18 protein-coding genes are annotated in these 17,969 nt (G+C 70.4%); 10 read left to right on the plus strand and 8 right to left on the minus strand.

The window, feature by feature from the left end; all coding sequences use genetic code 11:
- Nucleotides 1-24: 24 nt before the first annotated feature.
- The 3 genes from ACWD3E_RS28565 to ACWD3E_RS28575 form a co-directional block, all read right to left on the minus strand.
- Nucleotides 25-759 (minus strand): AAA family ATPase, encoded by a 735-nt coding sequence (locus ACWD3E_RS28565; RefSeq protein WP_451390439.1) that lies wholly within the window; start codon nt 757-759, stop codon nt 25-27.
- An 88-nt stretch (nt 760-847) separates the two neighbouring features.
- Nucleotides 848-1,276, minus strand: coding sequence for a DUF2267 domain-containing protein (locus tag ACWD3E_RS28570; protein WP_451390440.1), 429 nt, complete (start codon nt 1,274-1,276; stop codon nt 848-850).
- Between the two features lie 436 nt (nt 1,277-1,712).
- A complete protein-coding gene (locus ACWD3E_RS28575; protein ID WP_451390441.1) occupies nt 1,713-2,192 on the minus strand; it encodes a MarR family winged helix-turn-helix transcriptional regulator in 480 nt (159 codons plus the stop codon).
- A gap of 114 nt (nt 2,193-2,306) precedes the next feature.
- On the opposite strand from ACWD3E_RS28575, the gene ACWD3E_RS28580 reads away from it, so the two are divergent.
- Nucleotides 2,307-2,690: a hypothetical protein gene (locus ACWD3E_RS28580; protein ID WP_451390442.1), complete on the plus strand. Its 384-nt coding sequence runs from the start codon at nt 2,307-2,309 to the stop codon at nt 2,688-2,690.
- A gap of 187 nt (nt 2,691-2,877) precedes the next feature.
- Nucleotides 2,878-4,461, plus strand: coding sequence for a hypothetical protein (locus ACWD3E_RS28585; protein WP_451390443.1), 1,584 nt, complete (start codon nt 2,878-2,880; stop codon nt 4,459-4,461).
- A 67-nt stretch (nt 4,462-4,528) separates the two neighbouring features.
- On the opposite strand, the gene ACWD3E_RS28590 is transcribed toward ACWD3E_RS28585, so the two are convergent.
- From ACWD3E_RS28590 to ACWD3E_RS28600, 3 genes are all read right to left on the minus strand, one after another.
- Nucleotides 4,529-5,305 (minus strand): isoprenyl transferase, encoded by a 777-nt coding sequence (locus tag ACWD3E_RS28590; RefSeq protein ID WP_451390444.1) that lies wholly within the window; start codon nt 5,303-5,305, stop codon nt 4,529-4,531.
- Nucleotides 5,306-5,478: 173 nt separating this feature from the next.
- Complete coding sequence (locus tag ACWD3E_RS28595) at nt 5,479-6,534, minus strand: menaquinone biosynthetic enzyme MqnA/MqnD family protein (protein WP_451390445.1); 1,056 nt, start codon at nt 6,532-6,534, stop codon at nt 5,479-5,481.
- Between the two features lie 436 nt (nt 6,535-6,970).
- Nucleotides 6,971-7,798: a ZIP family metal transporter gene (locus tag ACWD3E_RS28600; protein ID WP_451390446.1), complete on the minus strand. Its 828-nt coding sequence runs from the start codon at nt 7,796-7,798 to the stop codon at nt 6,971-6,973.
- 186 nt (nt 7,799-7,984) lie between these two features.
- Here ACWD3E_RS28600 and ACWD3E_RS28605 point away from each other — a divergent pair, with 186 nt between their 5' ends.
- The 7 genes from ACWD3E_RS28605 (at nt 7,985) to ACWD3E_RS28635 (ending at nt 14,220) form a co-directional block, all read left to right on the plus strand.
- Nucleotides 7,985-8,440, plus strand: a complete 456-nt coding sequence (locus ACWD3E_RS28605) for a helix-turn-helix domain-containing protein (protein ID WP_451390447.1) — start codon at nt 7,985-7,987, stop codon at nt 8,438-8,440.
- 367 nt (nt 8,441-8,807) lie between these two features.
- Complete coding sequence (locus ACWD3E_RS28610) at nt 8,808-9,341, plus strand: hypothetical protein (RefSeq protein WP_451390448.1); 534 nt, start codon at nt 8,808-8,810, stop codon at nt 9,339-9,341.
- A 12-nt stretch (nt 9,342-9,353) separates the two neighbouring features.
- Complete coding sequence (locus tag ACWD3E_RS28615) at nt 9,354-9,803, plus strand: DUF2231 domain-containing protein (RefSeq protein ID WP_451390449.1); 450 nt, start codon at nt 9,354-9,356, stop codon at nt 9,801-9,803.
- A gap of 59 nt (nt 9,804-9,862) precedes the next feature.
- Complete coding sequence (locus tag ACWD3E_RS28620; protein WP_451390450.1) at nt 9,863-10,168, plus strand: hypothetical protein; 306 nt, start codon at nt 9,863-9,865, stop codon at nt 10,166-10,168.
- 217 nt (nt 10,169-10,385) lie between these two features.
- Entirely contained in the window at nt 10,386-12,191 is a 1,806-nt protein-coding gene (locus ACWD3E_RS28625) for an alkaline phosphatase family protein (RefSeq protein WP_451390451.1), read from the plus strand.
- A gap of 237 nt (nt 12,192-12,428) precedes the next feature.
- On the plus strand, nt 12,429-13,031 hold the full coding sequence (locus ACWD3E_RS28630) for an Rv1733c family protein (protein ID WP_451390452.1): 603 nt from the start codon (nt 12,429-12,431) through the stop codon (nt 13,029-13,031).
- Nucleotides 13,032-13,347: 316 nt separating this feature from the next.
- Entirely contained in the window at nt 13,348-14,220 is an 873-nt protein-coding gene (locus ACWD3E_RS28635) for a trypsin-like serine protease (protein ID WP_451390453.1), read from the plus strand.
- A gap of 92 nt (nt 14,221-14,312) precedes the next feature.
- On the opposite strand, the gene ACWD3E_RS28640 is transcribed toward ACWD3E_RS28635, so the two are convergent.
- A complete protein-coding gene (locus ACWD3E_RS28640) occupies nt 14,313-15,755 on the minus strand; it encodes an FG-GAP and VCBS repeat-containing protein (protein ID WP_451390454.1) in 1,443 nt (480 codons plus the stop codon).
- 102 nt (nt 15,756-15,857) lie between these two features.
- Complete coding sequence (locus tag ACWD3E_RS28645) at nt 15,858-16,646, minus strand: TioE family transcriptional regulator (protein ID WP_451390455.1); 789 nt, start codon at nt 16,644-16,646, stop codon at nt 15,858-15,860.
- Between the two features lie 103 nt (nt 16,647-16,749).
- Between ACWD3E_RS28645 and ACWD3E_RS28650 the strand changes: the two genes are divergently transcribed.
- On the plus strand, nt 16,750-17,919 hold the full coding sequence (locus ACWD3E_RS28650; protein WP_451390456.1) for an erythromycin esterase family protein: 1,170 nt from the start codon (nt 16,750-16,752) through the stop codon (nt 17,917-17,919).
- Nucleotides 17,920-17,969: the final 50 nt, after the last annotated feature.

A 17,969-nucleotide genomic window follows, 5' to 3' on the forward strand; every position in this document is an offset into this window, starting at 1 on the left:
GCCCGTACAACGCGCCCGACCCTCTCAGGGAGCCGTCACGGTCTGGTACTGCCCCAGGGAGACGGGCACCTCCTTCCGCACCTGCCACAGGAACAGCCCGGGGCTCATGTCCACGTCTCCGGGGCCCTTGCGGAAGGCGAAGGTCCGGGTGACACCCCGGTACGAAAGTGCCCGCACCCGGTGCATCAGGGCGCCCGGATCCACAGTGCCCGTGCCCACGGCGCTGAGGGCAGCGGCGACCAGGCCCGAGGCGTCGTACGCCTCCGCGGCATCGACCGGGACGGCACGCACGTCGTACCGCCGCTCGTAGGACCGTACGAACCCGGCGGCCGACGTCATGCGTGCCGGGTCCACGTAGGTCGCCGAGAACACCCAGCCCTCGGCCGCCGCGCCCGCATGGTCGAGGAACGCCTGGCCGAGCACCGGCTGTGTCGCCGCGGCCGTACCGGTGAAGCGGGCCGCCCGCAGGGCCCGGGCGCACGCCGCGGCCCTCTCGGGTGAGCGACCGCAGTAGACGACGGCCTGCGCCCGGGCACCGAGGGCGGGCCGCACGGTGAAACCGCGCTGCCGGGCCCTGCGGCAGACCTCGCTCAGCAGCCGGCTCTTGCCGATGCTCGCCTCCCCGGTGATGTCCACCACCGACGTCCCGGGCTCACCGCCCGAGGCGAGCACCGCCTCCAGCCGCGCGAGTTCCCCGGCCCGGCCGACCAACGGCGCCACACGCGCCCCCGCCGCCTCCCCGTTGTGCCCAGCCCCCACGCGATCCCCTCCGACCCCGGCGGCACCCACCTGCGCGACTGATCATTATCGGCGGTCGGTGCACGGCGCGGGCGCGCAGGAGAACTTGTCAGCCACCGGCGCTCTCGGTCGCGCGTCGCACCGGCATCAGTTCGCGGATGTCCGCGGGCAGCACGTCCGCCATCCGCTCGGTCAGTTCCGGCGCGAGGGCGGCGTCGAGCACCTCCAGGACGACGGCGGCCTCGCGCAGCGCCGTGTCCTCGTCCGTACCGGTCCGGTCCGCGATGCGCCCGGCGAACACGATCAGCCCGAAATGCTCGCCCGATGTGCCGGAGTCGGCATCGGCGGACGCGTCCACCACCTGCCGCATGGCCTCCGCCATGTCCGGTGGCAGCTGGGCGGCCACATGCCGGACGAGCCCGGACGGCAGCCGCTCCGCCAGCGTTCCCACTACGGCGTGCGCGACCCGCTCGGCCGCCGCCCGGTCGGGCAGCTGGGCGAGGGCCTGCACTTGGATCATCATCTCGTCGTGGTGCATGAGGCCGGCCCCTTCCTCCCGATGTCCGCACGGCCCCGGACGAGTACCCCTGTGCGCGCCCGCCGACCGCCGGTCATCTGGGGCCGGAGCCGGTCACGTCGGCCACCTGCTCGCCTGCTGGGCCGACCAGGCCGGGACGGCGCCGGAGGAGCCGGGCAGCGCAGGTCCAGGCTGTACGAGCACGGACCGCCCAGCGCCAGGTGCAGCCGGTAGCCGTCGGCGGACCTGAAGCGCAAGCCGTCGAGTACCGGATCTCGGCGGGGAGGGAGCTGCTCGCGTCGGGCCGCAGGGTGGTGACGCTGAGTCGGGGCGGGGCAGCGGGCCGTGATGAGTTGCCGGTGCCGCCTGGGGTGGTGGTCGCGCCTGGCGCCTGCTGTCGATGCCCCCTGGTGACGGCCCCCGGTATGAGAAGAGGGCCGATTCTCCCTTGACGTCCTCAGCTCTCGCGTTCCTCCGCCACCGCCGACTCGTAGGCGCGCAGCGTGTCCACGAAGAGGCGCCGCTCAGCCGGGGTGAGCGGTTCGAGCGCCCGTCGCCAGGCGGCGGCGCCGGGGGCGAGCCAGGCGGCGATCGCGTCGTGCTGGGCGGGGGAGATGGCCACGATCCGGCGGCGCCGGTCGGACGGGTCCTCACGGCGGTCCAGGATGCCCTTCCCACTGAGGTCCCCCACCATGAGGCTGACGGTGGTGGGGGCGACCTCCAGGTGGGCGGCCAGTTCATTGACGGTCATGGGCCCGTCGAACAACAGGCAGGCCAGCAAGGAGAGGTGACGGGGCGCCAAAGACAGGGACTCCAGTACCGGCGGCACGGGGATGCGCTTGACCCTGCTCACCATCCGAGGCATGAGCAGCAGCAGTTCGCGCACCGTGACGTCCACGTCGCCCGCGCCGGTCTCGCGCCGCACGGATCCGGCCATCCTGCACCCCTCACCATTTACCTTTGATTTCAAAGATGCTTTGCTTGCAAAGGTATCCAGCAGCCTTCACGAGCCGACCCGCCCGCTGCCGCGGGCATGAACGGAGATTTCACCATGCCTCACTTCACCGTGCACATCAGCGAGACCGCCCTCGACGGCGAGACGGAAGAGGGTTTGATTCGCGGGCTCACGGACGCGGTCGGCTCCGTCTACGGCGATCAGTTCGGCCGCCTCGCCGCCGTCGACCTCATCGGCATCCCCGCCCGCCGGCGAGGTGTCGGCGGGGCGGCGACCGACCGGATCGCCCCCACCGTCACGCTGAGCCTGCGCGAGGGGGCCTACCGGCACCCGCAGGTGCCGGACGCGTCCGCGCGTCTGATCGCCGCGATCACCGACGCGGTGGCCGGCGTCTTCGGCGAACAGGTCCGCGAACAGGTGGCGGTCAGTCTGCTGGGCGTGGCCGAAGGGCGCTCCGGCGTCGGCGGGCAGATCGGCTGATCGCGAAGGCTCATGACCGTGGCGGTGACGCGGTGACGAGGTGGCGCGGATACCGGATTCAACTACCGGTGGTTCAGGGGAAGTTACACTTCAGCGTCCCGTTGCTCCCCCTCTGTCGGGTCCGCACAGAAACCCCATAAACTGCGGACCCGCAGACATGCGGGCATTGTTGATGGGGGGAGCCATCATGTCCGAAGGTCCGTACGGCCCGAGCCAGGGGGGCTACGGGTTCGCCGTACCGCCGATGCCACCGACACCGCCGGGCCCGCCGCCCGCGGCCCCCGACGGCTGGCGTGCGGCGGCGGTGGCGCTGCTCAACCTGAGCGGTCTCGGCCTCGGCTACGCACTGGTCCGGCGCTGGATAGCGATGGCTGCCTGCTGGGCGGCGACCGTCGCCCTGCTGTTCGTGGCCCTGCCCGCGGACGCCGACGGCGTCCCAGGAGCAGCGCTGACCGCCTACGCCGTACTCCTGCTGGCGGCGGCCGTCCACGGAGCGTTCGTCGGCCGGCGCACCCGGCTCGCCTGGCCGGCGCGCGCACACCTGGCGCTCGTGCTGGGCGTGCTGCTGCTCGCCGTACCGGCCGGCGGCAGCCTGTGGTACGAAGACGCCCACGACGAGGCCGTCGAGCAGCAGCTCCTCGACCGTCTGGACCAGGCCGACCACCTGGTCGCGGCGGGCGACGGAAAGACCTTCGCCGCCGCCGAAACGGGCTACCGGGCGGCCCTGAGGACCTACCGGGACCTCGCGCTCCACCACTCCGGCTCGCGCGCGGCCCGCCAGGTTCCCGACCGCCTGCGCGGCTACTACACCACGGTCGGCGCGGCCTACAGCCACAAGAACTACTGCGGTGCCATCGACGCGTTGAAGTACCTGCGCACCGTGCCCGACATCATGCCGAAGGACCAGCTCGGCTCGCTCGCCCGCTGGCCCGACGACCGGCTGGCCACGTCGCTGTACGAGTGCGGAGCGAGCGGGCTGTCCGTCGGCGAGGCGGGCTGGGACACCCACTTCGGCGACCTGCTCCATACGTTCCCCCGCTCCGCGCCGGCGGCCAAGGTCGTACCCGCCGTCAACTCGGCGGTGGAGACGGCGGAGAAGGCCGTCCGTGGCGACGAACCCTGCTCGGCCGTGGAGCGGTTGCGCACTCTGAACACGAAGATCGGCGAGCTGTCGACGTCGTCGGGCGACACGGACGGCGGACTGGCGAAGGCCGCGGACCGTGCCGACAGGAGCGGCAGTGTGGGGCAGTACTCCTGCGGAGTCGACCAGTACAAGGACGGCGATTTCGAAGCAGCCCAGAAGACCATGGAGCAGTTCGTCGCCGACAACAAGCACCACAGGAACGTGCCCCGCGCGAAGAAGTTCGCCATCGCCGCCGAGGTCGCCCAGACGCTCCCGGCCGCCGGGAAGCAGCTGCCCACCACCGCCTCCGGCGGCAGCATCTCGGTCACGGTGAAGAACGACAGCCCCGACGACGTCACCGTCCTCTACACGGGCCCCGTCACCGGCAGCTTCACCCTCAAGGGGTGCGGCAGCTGCAAGTCGTACACCTTCGCAGACAGGCTGAGGCCCGGCTTCAAGCCCTGCGACGACAGCGGCAAGCACTACCCGCAGCGCACGCTCAGCCTCCCCGTCGGCACCACGTACTTCGTGCACAAGCCGCACGGCGGCAGCACCGCGACGCCGGCCTCGGACACCGCCAAGCTCCGCTCCGGCTACATCTACACCGAATGCGCCTACACGACCCAGACCCTGGGCTCGGGCACCTGAGCGACGGCGGAGCCGCGGTCGATCCTCGAAGACCGGCCGCGGCTCCGTCGTCCGGGTGGGGGTGCCGTCACCTGCCGTATCGGCGGTCGCGGGCCGCGTACGAGCGCAGCGCACGCAGCAGGTCGATCTGCCGGAAGGCCGGCCACAGGACATCGACGAAGTGCACCTCGGCGTAGGCGGACTGCCAGAGCAGGAAGCCGGACAGCCGCTGCTCGCCCGAGGTGCGGATGATGAAGTCGGTGTCGTAACCGGTCGGCGAGTACAGGTTGTCGGTGATGTGCTCGAGGTCGAAGTCAGCCGCCAGGTCGCGCGGATCGCCCCCGGCTGCCATGTGCTTGTCGAAGGCGGTACGGACCGCGTCCACGATCTCGCGGCGCCCGCCGTAGCCCACGGCGACGTCCACCTTCAGCCCGCTGCGGCCGGTGGTACGGGAGGCGGCTTCCTTCAGCTTGCGGGCGGTGTCGCCGGGCAGGAGGTCCAGCGCGCCGATGATCTCGATCTCCCACGGCTCGTCGACCGAGCAGATGCGCTGCACCGTCTCCTCGATTATCTCGAGCAGAGGGCCGAGTTCGTCGGCGGGGCGGTAGAGGTTGTCGTCGGAGAGCATCCACAGGGTGACATGCCTGATCTCGGCGTCCGCGCACCAGCGCAGGAAGTCGGTGACCTTGGCACCGCCGACGCGGTAGCCCTCGCGCACGTCGTCGTGCCCGGCACCGCGCGCCCAGCGGCGATTGCCGTCGAGCATGATCGCGACGTGGCGCGGCCGGGGCAGGCCCTCCAACTTGCGGGCGAGGCGCCGCACATACACCACTTCCAACGCCGAGCGCAGAGCCTTCAAGGCCACGCCAACACTCCTTCAACGACCGGGGGTGCGGGTCACGATATCTGTTTCAGCCCTGGAAGCAGTATTTGCCTCTGCATACGACTGTGGTTAACTGCCCTGGGAGGCCGACGGCTTCGCGACGGAGTCGGCGCAGGCGGCAGGCAGGGGTGGGCGCACGACCCCTCCCCGGACGATCAGAGAGCGGGCCCGGGCGCGGCGAGAGCGAGTTCACCGTTGCCCGATTGGCGCGCGAACTCCCTCAGCCCCAGCCATTGCCGCTTCCCGAGGGAGAAGTCGAGCACCCGGGTGAAGAAGTCCTCCAACTTCCCGGAACTGAAGGGCTCCCACGCGGCCATCCGCCCGGCCAGCACGGCGGACTCGCTCCGCGCCAAGTCACGCGCGGCCAGCAGACTGCGGTGCACCAGGTCGACGATGTCCGGCCGTTGCTCCGCCACCTCTCTTCGCACCGCCCACACGGCCAGCACGAGCGGCAGCCCCGTCCAGCGCTTCCACATCTCCCCGAGGTCGTACACGTGGAGACCGGGGCGGGCGGGCGGGCTCAGGGTCACCGCCAGGGCTGCGTCCCCGGTCAGCACGGCGGCATCGGCCGAACTCAGCATGGCCTCCAGATCCGGCGGCTGCGTCACGTACCTGGGAGCAACGTTGTACTGCTTCTCCAGCACCAGCCGGCAGATCTGCGCGGAGGTGGGGCTCGTGGTGGCGAGCGCGACGGTACGGCCGTCCAGCTCGCCGAGCGGCACCTTCGTGACGATCACGGACGACTGGATGGGGCCGTCACTCCCCACGGCGATGTCGGGCAGCACCACCAGATCGCTGCTGTACTTCAGGTACTCGACCGACGAGATCGCACTGACGTCCACGTCCCCGGACAGCAGCCGCCCGGTCAGCCGGTCCGGCGTGTCCTGCACCAGGTCGATGTCCAGCAGAGCGGCACTCCGCGCCAGGCCCCAGTACAGGGGAACGCACGTCAGGAATTCACTCCGCCCGACGCGCGGTCGGGTCGCCGGGTGGCTGGTCACGCTGATCGACGTCATGGCGATCACCCTACGAGGGCGGGCGAAGCCGATCCATACACGGCCCGGTCTCGGCGGGGGCAGCACCCACGGGACGGTCCCGCCGACGCAGGACATCCAGGCCACCATCGCCAACCCGGCGTTCTGCACCGCCGGCGCCGACGCCCGTATCCGGTCCAGGAACGCCCAGTCCTGCGAGGGCACCACCGACGCCACGGACCGCCCGCTGCACCATCGGAGAACTACGCCTGCCGCCCTCCTCCGTACCCAACAGGGCGTCCTTCGCCGGCCGGCACCACGGACGCGTCCGGCACCGCTCGGTGCACCATCGGCCCGACTCAGAACTCCGTCAGGGCAGTTCGATGTGCACCTGCAGCCGCCACAGCCGCGTCTGCGGCCCGAAAGGGTCACCGCGGCACGACGACGTCGACCGCAGCTCTGCCTGCCCGGTGCCGATCGCCCTGACCGTGGCCCGGACGGTGCCCTCCGTCGCCTTCGCCTCGACCACCGTCAGGGGGCCGGTGACGACCTCGACCGGCGCAGCGGCGACCCCGTCGGATCCCCGGCAGCCGCAACTCCGGGACGCGGGACTCCGGAAAACACTCAGGGGCCCGATCCGTCATGCGGATCAGGCCCCTGAAGCGACGCGGTCTCAGGCTCCGGCCGCCGTCACGACGGCATCCGTGGCGAAGCCGAGGAGGAGGCCCAGGAGGACGCACCAGGTGGTGAGGGTCTTGAGTCCGGACTTGCGGGCGACCGCCAGCAGCTCGATGACGACGTAGAGGATGGAACCGGCGGCGAGGCCGAGGAAGGCGATCGACAGGGTGTCGTTGACGAGGTGCTGGCCGACGAGCGTGCCGAGGAAGGTCGGGCCGCCGCCGATCAGGCCGAGCCACAGCAGGGTGAGCCAGGAGGGACGCTCGCCTTCAGCGGCCAGCGGGGCGACGATGCCGAAGCCCTCGGTGGCGTTGTGCAGGCCGAACCCGGTGATCAGCAGGACGGCGAGGGAGATCTCGCCCTTGGCGGCGGAGTTGCCGATAGCGAGGCCTTCCGCGAAGTTGTGCAGGCCGATGCCGGTCGCGATCATCAGGGCGAGTGAAGCCGCCTGGCTGCGGGTCCGCGGCGCCAGCTCGGTGGAGGCCGCGGCTCCGGGGCCCGCGGGGCGTGCGGCGGCGGCCCGGCGGCGGGCGATCCAGGCGTCGTAGTGGACGAGTCCGGCCAGTCCGATGGTCAGGCCCGCGGCGAGCGTGAAGCCGCCGGAGGCGACGGTGCCCCACTTGTGGTCGCTCAGCGCCTCGTCGACCGGCTCCCAGGCGTGGGTCAGCACGTCCCAGACCAGGAAGATCAGAATGCCGATGGCCACGGCGTTGAGCCCTGCCTTGAGGCGGGGCGTGGGGGTGCGCAGGCGGCCGAGCGGCAGGCCGAGATAGATGGTGAACCCTGCGATGGCGCCGAGCAGGGCGATGTTGGTGCTGGACATGGGGACTCCGGTTTGACGTGCACAGGAAGCGCCCAGAACGTAAGGGAGGTGAGCCTTACCTAACAAGGTCGGAGGGTGAGGCTTCAAGAAAACTTGGCCTCGGCATTGCGCGATCATCGCCAGATCGGTTGCCAAAAGGTGTCAGAGTGCACTTTTCGCCAAAGTCGTTGGCGATAAACTGTCGGTGTGGGTCTGGATCATGCTTCGCTGACCTCCCTGGCCGTCCTGGGCGACGCCACGCGGCGGCGCATGTTCGAGTTCACGCGGCAGGCGCGGCGGCCGGTGTCGCGCGAGGAGGTTGCCGAAGACCTCGGCATCTCCCGCAAGCTCGCTGCCTTCCACCTGGACAAGCTGGTGACAGCGGGCCTGCTCCGCACCTGCTGCGAGTCCCCGGCCGGCACCGTCAAGGTCGGCCGCCGGCCCAAGCTCTACGAGCCGGTGACCGTTGCCATCGGGGTGACCATCCCCGAGCGCCGGTACGGAATGCCGGCCGATGTCCTGACCGAGGCCGTGCTGACGGAAACGGACGACGAGTCGGCACACGACGCCGCGCTGCGCGTGGCGCACCAGCGCGGGGAGGCCCTCGGCACCGCCGAGCGGGAGCGGGTGCGCCCCGGCGCCTCGGCGCCGAGCGCGGACTGAGCCTGGCCGCCGAGACGCTCGGCGAGTTCGGCTTCGAACCGGAGCGGGCCGGGCCCACCTTGCTACGGCTGCGCAACTGCCCCTTCCACCCCATGGCAGCGAAAGCCCCGGAACTGATCTGCCGGGTCGATCAGGCCTTCCTGGCCGGCTATCTGCACGGCCTGGGAAGTGACAAGACCACAGCGGTGCTCGCCCCCGGCCCGACTCCTGCTGCGTCGAACTGCGCGGCGAGGATGGGACCAAGGGGGCTCCGGAGTCCGGCATCGCCTGTGAGCGGTGAGTCGACGCCACACCCTGCTTCGGCTCGCAACTGTCGGTGCCCCGCCGAGCCGCCTCATCCGCGCGTGTGAAGCGCGCTGGAGCGATGATGACCTCCGCCCATGCCGCCGAAATCACCCTGCGCGGACTGGGAGCCTGTTGTGCCGTCGGCAATACGGTTCTGCATGCGCTCCTCGTCCCCACTCACCTTCAGGAGAAGTTCTACATCAGTGTCCTGTTCGCCTTGGGCGCTGCCACCATGCTCGTGGTGGCCGCCGCGCTGGTGATCGCGAAACGCCCAGCGCTCGCCTGGTTCACCGGAGCGCTCGTCAGCGCCGGCATGATCGTCGGCTTTCTGCTCTCGCGCACCGTGGGGCTGCCCGACGGCTACTACGAACGCAGTTGGGAGCCGCCGTACGGCGCTCTGTCCCTGGTCGTCGAGGGGATGTTCGTGCTCACGTTCCTCACCTGGCTCGGCGGGAGAGGGACGGCGACCCGCGAGGACCGGAGGCCGCCGTACGCGGCTGCGACCCGGGAGTCGAGGATTAAATCCCGTGAACGGAATGCGGGTGCGTCAAAAATTCAAAGGCGCTTAGCAATAATTGCTCAGCCTCGCCAGCTGCTTGCCCCTCCCCCCAAATAACGCCAACCATTGTTGGCGAAAACAGCTCACGGGCAACGAGCCTGGGTATGCAGCCTGGTCTTCGACATCGCCTCGCGGATCGTGGACCGGCCGGGCTTCCTGACGCACGGCTCGGCGTGGCTGATCGCGATCGGCGTGCTGGGCGCGTTGGTGGCGGCCTGCGCCGGCTTCCTCGACCTGTTCGCCATCCCCACCGGCACGCCCGCCTTCCGTACGGCCCTGGTGCACATGTCCCTGAACCTCACCGTCACCGCTGCCTACGCGGCCGGTTTCGCCTGGCGGCAGCACGGCGGATACCCCGAAGGGCAGTGCGTCGGATACGGGCAGCTGGCGCTCTCCGCCGTCTCGCTCGCCACTCTCGGCCTCTCCGGCTACCTCGGCGGCAAGCTCGCCTACCGCTACGGCGTGCGCGTGGCCGAGGAGTCGGTGCAGGCCGAGGGATACCGCACCCGACCCTCCTGACGGGGTCCACTCCGCCCTGACGGGGTGCACGCCGCGCTCCCGAATCACTGGAGTCCTCCATGGACATCGCCGCTTTGATCGCCTGGATGGCCACTGCCCTCGGCGGATTCATCCTCCTCGTCCGCTGGATCTCCCGCGGCGGTCTGCGCCAGCAGCAGTCGAGGACGACCCATTTCCGGGCACCGGTCGTCTTCGGCCACTTCGTGCTCGCCGCCGCCGGACTGGTCGTCTGGCTCATCTACCTGGCGGCCGACCGCGCGGCCCTGGCATGGACGTCCTTCGGCATCTTCGTCGCCGGCGCCATCCTCGGCTTCACGATGTTCGCCCGCTGGATCCCGGTGTACCGCACCGCCGCTCCGTCATGACGTTGATCCTGGTACTGCTCGCCGCGCTGGGGTAGGCGGCAGCCGGGGCCCGCCCCGTCACCGGGAGCCATCCGACGCAAACTTGTCTGGTCAAGTTTGGTTGCGGTTCTTCCAGCTGACGCCATCATCCCGTACTCATGTCCCGTTCGATGTGCACAGTCAGGCCATGAGGCCATGACCCTGCACGGCATCCTCATCAACGGGACGAGGTACACGCATGCGACTGCGCTGGAGATCCCTCGGCGGGCTCCTCACCCTCCTCGGCGCACTGACAGTCGCCGCTCCCGCCCCCGCCCAGGCGGCCGGGAGCAGCGGCAATCTGAACGTCAACGGCGACGCGGAGACCGGCGGTTACTGCACCGACGACTGGGCGGCGGCAAGCACCGTGCCCGGCTGGACCACCGAGGCCGGCGGTCCGAACGTCATGTGCCACAGCGTCGGATCCTTCGGACTGCCCGGCGACGGCAGGACACCTGGCAAGGCCTTCTTCGCGCCGGGCAACTTCGGCGACGGCGCGATGACCCAGACCGTGGACGTCTCCTCGGCAGCCACGGCCATCGACGGCGGCGGTATCACGTACAACCTCTCGGGCTGGCTGGGCGGTTGGACCACCTACGGCGGCTACGTCGCCGTCAGCCTCCATTTCCACGACGCGAGCGGCCGTCCGATCGGTGCGACGGCCAAGCTGCCCACCGTCTCCCCGACCGACCGTGGCCTGTCCACCGAGTTCCTCGCCCGCACCACCACCGGCTCCGTTCCTGCCGGGACCCGGTCCATCCAGGTCGAGGTCCAGTTCCTGTCGAGCGCCCATGAGACCGGCTACCTCGACAACCTCTCCCTCACCCTGAACACCCCGGTCACCGCGCCGCCCCCGGTCACCCCGCCCGCGTCCCGAGTGCCCGGCTACGACCACGTGTTCATGGTCATGATGGAGAACACCGACTACTCCCAGGTCATGAACGACCCGGCGGACACGCCGTACATGCACAGCCTCATGTCCCAGGGCGCGACCCTGACGGACTACCACGGCGTGTACCACCCGAGCGACGAGAACTACCTCGCCATCGCCGGAGGCGACACCTACGCCAAGGGCGCCACCTACTGGCCCAACATCAACTCCCCCCAGCGGAACCTGGGAGACACCCTCGAAGCGGCCGGGAAGACCTGGAAGGCCTACGAGCAGGGCATGGGCACACCCTGCAACACCAAGAACACCTACGACAGCTACTACGAGCCCGACGACGCGCCGTTCATCAACTACACGGACATCAGCGGCGACGCCGCCCGCTGCGCGGCCCACCTCTTCGACACCACTCAGCTGACCACCGACCTGCAGTCGGCGTCGACCACGCCGAACTTCTCCTGGATCGCGGCCGACGACTACTACGACGGCGAGGCCTCCGGCAACGGAAGCGCCACCAGTCTCAAGACGCAGGACGGCTGGCTGAAGCAGACCCTCGCCCCGGTGCTGGCCTCCCCGGCCTGGACCCAGCAGCGCTCGCTGCTCGTCCTGACCTGGGACGAGAGCCAGAACGAGGCGTACAACCACGTGGTCACCACGGTCCTCGGCTCCCAGGGCACCGTCCCGGCCGGGACCAGCAGCCCCAGCCACTACGACCACTACGGCATCGCCCGCACCATCGAAGCGGCGCTCGGCCTGCCGGGCCTGACCGGCAACGACACCTACGCCACCCCGCTCAACGCCGCCTTCGCGCCGTCCACGGCCACCGCGCCGACCCTCACCGGCACCCTGAACGCGGTCGCGAACGGGGGGAACGTCACCTTCCGCTATGCGGTGCCCTCCGCCTCGCAGGTGAGCGCGAAGAACTGGATCGGCATCTACCCGGCAGGCGTCACCCCCGGCCAGCGCTCCTCGCTGACCTGGGCCTACGCCCCCAACGCCAGCGGCGCCCTGACCTTCTCCACCGGCAAACTGAGCGGCCCGGGGACGTACGACGTCTACTACCTCGCCAACGACGGCTACTCGGTGCTGGCGGGACCGTTCACGCTGTCGGTCGGCTGACCTGCGGCAACGCTGCCTCGTGAGTGCGTCGGCGCCGATCGGCCCGACGCGCTCGGCCGTGTGCGCGGCGCAGTCGGTTCCCTACGCTGCGCTGAGCCTGGCTCGGGGAACACCGCACCGCAGCGTCTGGACCGCGGCCCAGCCCGCGCCGACCACCCGGTTGGGGGTGCACGATGGTGTGGTGAAGCTCAGCGGTGGGGCCGCGCAAGCCCCGCCGACTGGGAGGAGGCGGCGACGATGACACGTACACCTCCCCTGACGGTCGCCAGGGTGCGACTGTGGCGGTGGCGGGCCAATCCGCTCAGGCGGCGCAGCGACCTGGTCGAGGCCTGGATCGTCCTCGCCACCTGGGTCCTCGCCCTGGTCGGCGGGGCCTTCGCCGGCTTCGCGGCGGCCCACAGCGCGGACGCGGCCCTCGCGGCCCGGCAGGCCCAGGTGCACGCCGTGTCCGCCGTGCTCACCGGAGACGTGGCGAGGACCCCGCCCGCCGGGACCGGATACGAGGACGCGCGGGTGTGGGCCACCGTGCGCTGGACGGACGCGCACGGCACGGTGCACACAGAACGCGCCAAGGTCTTCCCGGGAGCCCGTCCGGGCAGCCGGGTCACGGTGTGGACGGACCGCACCGGCCAGGTCGTGTCCGCCCCCGTGACCGGCACGTCGGCCACCCTGCAGGCGGCGCTCACCGGCCTCCTCGTCGCCCCGTCGACCGGTGCGGCGATCTGGGTCGTGGGCTGGGGCGTCCGCACCCGCCTCATCCGGCGGCGGATGGCCGAGTGGGACGAGGAGTGGAAGCAGATCGGCCCCCGGTGGGGGAACCTGAGCGGGGGCAGGGGCTGAACGCCGCACCTGGGCACCACCCACCAGGCGTACGACAGGCAGGGCGGGAAGGGCCACCCGCTTCTCGCGGATCCGGATTGCGCGGTGCGTGGCTGCCGGCCACTTCTCCGCGTCTGTCTCGGGTCCTTCCCGCCACTACCAGCACACCACGGAAACCGCCGCCCCACCAGGGCTGACCGTCCCCTGTTTCGCCTGCCACCTGATCGTCAAGGTGTGCTCCTCCGTCATCTTGTCGGCGATGGCGCCAGGCATTTCAATGCTGCCTACCTCCCACAGGAGAAACGCGCGTCCCACACGCCCAACCAAGGGGATCTCCTTGACTGTTGCACGCGTCACCGCCGTCACCGCCGCTGCCTGCGCCACTGTGCTCGCCGCCGCGCTGCCCTCCTCCGCGATCAACTCGTACAACGCCACGCCCGCACCCGAACGCACCGAGGTCGGGGCGCTCGTGGCCACCTGGGACGACGACAACGACCCGGCCACCCCGGACCGGGTCGACTGGGTGTGCTCGGGAACGATGATCGACGCGAACACGTTCCTGACCGCGGCGCACTGTACGAGCGACTGGCCGGCCGGTGTCCGGTTCTCCGTGTCGCTGGACCAGGACGTCCAGGCCGGACTCGACGCCGCCGCGAAGAAGTACCCGGGCGATCCGGCCGCACAGGCGAACGCGGTCGCCGTCGAGGGCACCGCCCACACCCACCCCGACTACCCGGGCCCCGCCTCCGACCCGCACGACATCGCGGTCATCGAACTCGACGCCGCGAAGGTCGCATCCCGCTGGTCCTTCACCCCGGCCACGCTCCCGACCGCCAACCAGCTCGGCGACCTCGCTCCGCAGCGGCTGAACTCCACCGACTGGTTCGTCGCCGGCTACGGCACCCAGGAAGCCGTCAACGGGCCCGGTGGCCACACGCATCCGGGCGGTGGCGTCCGCATGAAGGCGCCCGTCACGTTCAATGCCCTCGACAACGCCTGGGTCCGGCTCGGCATGACCTCACCGCAGGGCAACGGCGGCGCCTGTTACGGCGACTCCGGCGGCCCCAACTTCGCGGTCATCGACGGCAAGAACATCCTCACGTCCACCACCATCACCGGCGACACACCCTGCTACGCCACGAACGTCACGTACCGCCTGGACACACCCGGAGCCCGAGCCTTCCTGTCCCCGTTCGTGAAACTGCCGTAGCTTCCCCTGCGAAAACTTCCCCTGCGAACACGGCGACGGCCGGGACCGGAGAACCGGTCCCGGCCGCCCGGCCGCCGTGCGGTGACGCTACGTCAGTCGGAGATGGCGGCGCCGTACCAGTCGCGGCCCGCGGGGGCCCCGAAGGCGGTGCCGTCGAAGCTGGTGGAGCCGGTGCCCGTGATGCCGCCGGGTGCCGCGGGCACGACCCAGGCGCGGCCGGACTGGTTGTTCTTGTGATAGGCGCCGACGACCAGGTCCGCCCTGCCGTCGCGGTTGCCGTCGACGAGGGAGACCGCTGCGCCGAAGTGGTCGTAGGAACGCGAGGTGCCGGGCACGCCCGCCGTCTCCTGCGTGATGAGGCGCGCGCCCGTGGCGGTGACCCCGTCGGCGCTGCCGCGCACGATCGTCACGGTACCCGCCTGCTGGATGGCGGCGGTGCCGGTGCCGATCGCCTCCCTCGGGGTGCCGATCGCGATGTCGGCGTACCCGTCCCCGTCGGTGTCGCCGACCGAGACGGAGCGGCCGAACGAGTCGTGCGCCTCGCCCGTGCCCGGCACGCCGGGCGTGTCCTGGGTGATCTTCTGGGGGGCGAGCGTGGTGCTCATCCCCTGCGGGCCGCCGTAGACGACGGTGACGGTGCCGCCGAGGCCGCCGGGCACGTTGTCGGTGCCGGACGTGCCGGCGACGATGTCGCCGTACCCGTCGTGGTTGATGTCGCCGACGGCGATGTCGTCCGGGTAGACGCCGTCCAGGGGCTTACCGGCGTAGACCAGGCCGTCCTTGCCGCCCAGGTAGAGGGCGACCGTCTGCTTGGTCGGCCTGCCGTCCCCGGCGACCGTGTATCCGCGCATCACGACGTCGGCGATGCCGTCGTGGTTGATGTCTCCCATGGTGACGGCGCCGGGCTGGACGGCGTCCTTGTTCCGGGAGGGGTAGAAGGCTGCGGAGGCCGCGTGGCCGTTGGTGCGGTTGAACGGGCCGCGCAGCACGGCGAGACCCTGGCCCGCGGCGGTGTCGGCGGCGATGGCGGCCGGGGCGACGATGTCGGCGTGGCCGTCGCCGTCGACGTCACCCACGTCGGCCTGCGCAATGCTCGGGGTCAACGGGTAGGTGCCGCTCACCCGGCTGCCGCCGGACAGCCCGCCCCTGCCGCCCCACACGATCGTCAGGTGCGGATACCCCTGCGCGACGACGACCTGGTCCGCGTACCCGTCGCCGTTCAGATCCGCGGAGCCGCCCAGATCGGTGCCGAAGCTCTCGGCCGCCAGCGGGTCACCGGGAAGGTTGGCCCGGCTGAGCAGCTTGCCGCCGCTGGTGGTCAGACCGTGGGCCGACCCGTTCAGCGTGGTCATGTACCCCGCCCACGTCACGCCGTCGACGTTCGCCAGGCCGGCGCCGATCACCGCGTCGGGGTATCCGTCATTGTTGTAGTCGCCCGGCAGCACAGTCCCGGTGGCGGCGGCGCCGGGCTGCGCGAAGGCCGTGCCGGTGGCCACGGCGGCGCACAGGGCGGCCACCGTGAAACGCATACGCATGTAGTGGTTCCTTCGTAAGGGAAACGTCCGATGGCGCGGTCCGACACCGGGAGGTGGTCCGCCTCCCCAGCTCGCACATCGATCATCGATCAGCAGTAGGACTCACGTCTGCGGCCCAGGGTTGTACACGCTTTGCCGCGGCGCCGCGAGGCCGAGCAGGCTCAGGTAACGGCTGAGCTGCGTGGCCGCGTTGAGCATGGCCAGACCCTGTGCGGTGAGCTTGCGCTGCCAGTCGTCCAGCGCGGCGGCCAGTGCGTCCGTACCGCCGGCCGTTCGGATCTGCTCGACCACGCCCGCGATGTGGTCCAACGGATAGCCTCCGCGTCGCAAGAGGTGGGCGAGTTCGGCGTCGCGGACGTCGCGCGCGCCGAAGACGCGGTAGCCGGTGACGGGGTCTCGTACGGGGGTGAGGATGCCCGCCCCCTCCCAGTTGCGCAGGGTTGCCGGGGTGACGCCGAGCCGGTGCGCGAGTTCGCCGACGGTTCGGGCACCGGGGTCGGCTGACCGGTCCGGAGCGGCGTCGGACGCCACCGACTCCGCCGATTCCGTCGGCTCCGCCGTCAGGTGATCCACCGTTTTCCTCACCGCGTCCAGGGTCTCCCGGTCGCGCAGCAACTGGCTGTGGCCGCGGTCGATGATCGTCAGGGCGTCGTCGAGGCGGTCATCGTGGAGGCGGTCATCGTGGAGCGCGTTCATGATCTGGCCGCCGGCCGCGTGTCCGTAGGCCGGGACGAGGGAGAGGTAGGCGCGGAGCGCTGCCGCGTGCACCTCGGTGTAGACCCGGTAGCCGCTTGGTGTGCGCTCGGCGGGTGGGATGAACCCGTCCCGCTCGTAGTTACGGACCGCCTGGGTCGAGATGCCGTGTTCGCGTGCGAGGTCGGTTGGTCGCAAAGGTGATCACCAGTTTGAGACTTTACTGCATGCCTGACTGCCGAATCCGTGGTGACGTCTCTGCAAAGTCTCAACCGTCTTTTCAAGGATACGATTGAGGCTCATGAGTCAGCACATTCGAGACTTTGTACCCGCGGCATGCCACCTGCTGGCGCTTGGTGAGCCGACACACCGTGAACCGGCCTTCGGGCGGATCCGGAACCAACTGTTCGCTCAACTGGTCGACCGTGGCTTTCGGTCGATCGCTCTCGAGACCGACCGCGTGGCCGCGCTCAGCGTGAACGACTTCGTCCAGGAGGGAGCCGGCAGCTTCGACACGGTGATGAGCGAAGGCTTCTCCCATGACTTCGGAAAGCTGGACGCCAACAGACAACTCATCGCCTGGATGCGCGAATACAACGAGAACCGACCGCCGGAAGAACGACTGACGTTCCACGGCTTCGACACTCCGACGGAGAACGCGAGCGCACCCAGCCCGCGGCGCTATCTGGAACACACCCTCGACTACCTGCGCCTCGAACATGACCTCGACCTCGACCTCGATCTCGCGAGCCTGCTGGGCGACGACGAACGCTGGAGTCGCACGGAGGCGGTCATGGACCCGGCCATGTCGATCGGTGCCACGGCTGAGGCTGAGAGGCTGCGAGCGATCGGCGACGACCTGCTCAACTCGCTCGACGCACGCGCACCGGAACTGATCGCCGCAACCTCACGCGCCGCATGGCTCAGGGCCAGGACACACCTCACCGCAGGCCTTGGCCTGCTGCGCTACCACAAGGAGGCGGCACAACGCCTCGACCAGAGCGCACGGTTGACGCGCCTCATCGCCACCAGGGACGCCCTCATGGCCCAGAACCTCCTCGACATCCGAGGCGTCGAGGCGCCACGGGGCGCGACCCTGGTCTTCGCGCACAACCTTCATCTGCAGCGAGAACCGAGCACCTTGCACCTCGACGGCAAGGACCTCACGTGGCTCTGTGCCGGCGCCATCGTCGGGGCTCTGCTGGGCGAGCAGTACGCCTTCGTCGTCGGCAGCCTGGGCCGCAGCGCAGCCGTCGGGCTCGAAGACCCCGAGCCGGACACGTACGAGGGACTCCTTCAGAGCCGTATCCCCACCTGGGGCCTCACCAAGGGCACCACGGCAGCTCCGGCCCGCACGCGGACCGACACCACCCCGGAGCAGGGCTACTACCCCCTCGACGCGAAGACACTCCATGGAGCCGAGGCGGTCCTGCACCTCACCGACGGTACGACTGTCGGCGCGCCGTCATAGGCAGCACTCCGCTACCCCCAACACTGGGCGCTTCTTTATGAGTTGCCCGG

It is taken from the genome of Streptomyces sp. NPDC002676 (genome assembly GCF_053592455.1).

Coding starts and splice junctions, on each gene's coding strand:
- ACWD3E_RS28570 (WP_451390440.1), bottom strand. CDS start 1,276: ATGCACCACGACGAGATGATGATCCAAGTGCAGGCCCTCGCCCAGCTG.
- ACWD3E_RS28575 (WP_451390441.1), bottom strand. CDS start 2,192: ATGGCCGGATCCGTGCGGCGCGAGACCGGCGCGGGCGACGTGGACGTC.
- ACWD3E_RS28580 (WP_451390442.1), top strand. CDS start 2,307: ATGCCTCACTTCACCGTGCACATCAGCGAGACCGCCCTCGACGGCGAG.
- ACWD3E_RS28585 (WP_451390443.1), top strand. CDS start 2,878: ATGTCCGAAGGTCCGTACGGCCCGAGCCAGGGGGGCTACGGGTTCGCC.
- ACWD3E_RS28600 (WP_451390446.1), bottom strand. CDS start 7,798: ATGTCCAGCACCAACATCGCCCTGCTCGGCGCCATCGCAGGGTTCACC.
- ACWD3E_RS28610 (WP_451390448.1), top strand. CDS start 8,808: ATGACCTCCGCCCATGCCGCCGAAATCACCCTGCGCGGACTGGGAGCC.
- ACWD3E_RS28620 (WP_451390450.1), top strand. CDS start 9,863: ATGGACATCGCCGCTTTGATCGCCTGGATGGCCACTGCCCTCGGCGGA.
- ACWD3E_RS28625 (WP_451390451.1), top strand. CDS start 10,386: ATGCGACTGCGCTGGAGATCCCTCGGCGGGCTCCTCACCCTCCTCGGC.
- ACWD3E_RS28630 (WP_451390452.1), top strand. CDS start 12,429: ATGACACGTACACCTCCCCTGACGGTCGCCAGGGTGCGACTGTGGCGG.
- ACWD3E_RS28640 (WP_451390454.1), bottom strand. CDS start 15,755: ATGCGTATGCGTTTCACGGTGGCCGCCCTGTGCGCCGCCGTGGCCACC.
- ACWD3E_RS28650 (WP_451390456.1), top strand. CDS start 16,750: ATGAGTCAGCACATTCGAGACTTTGTACCCGCGGCATGCCACCTGCTG.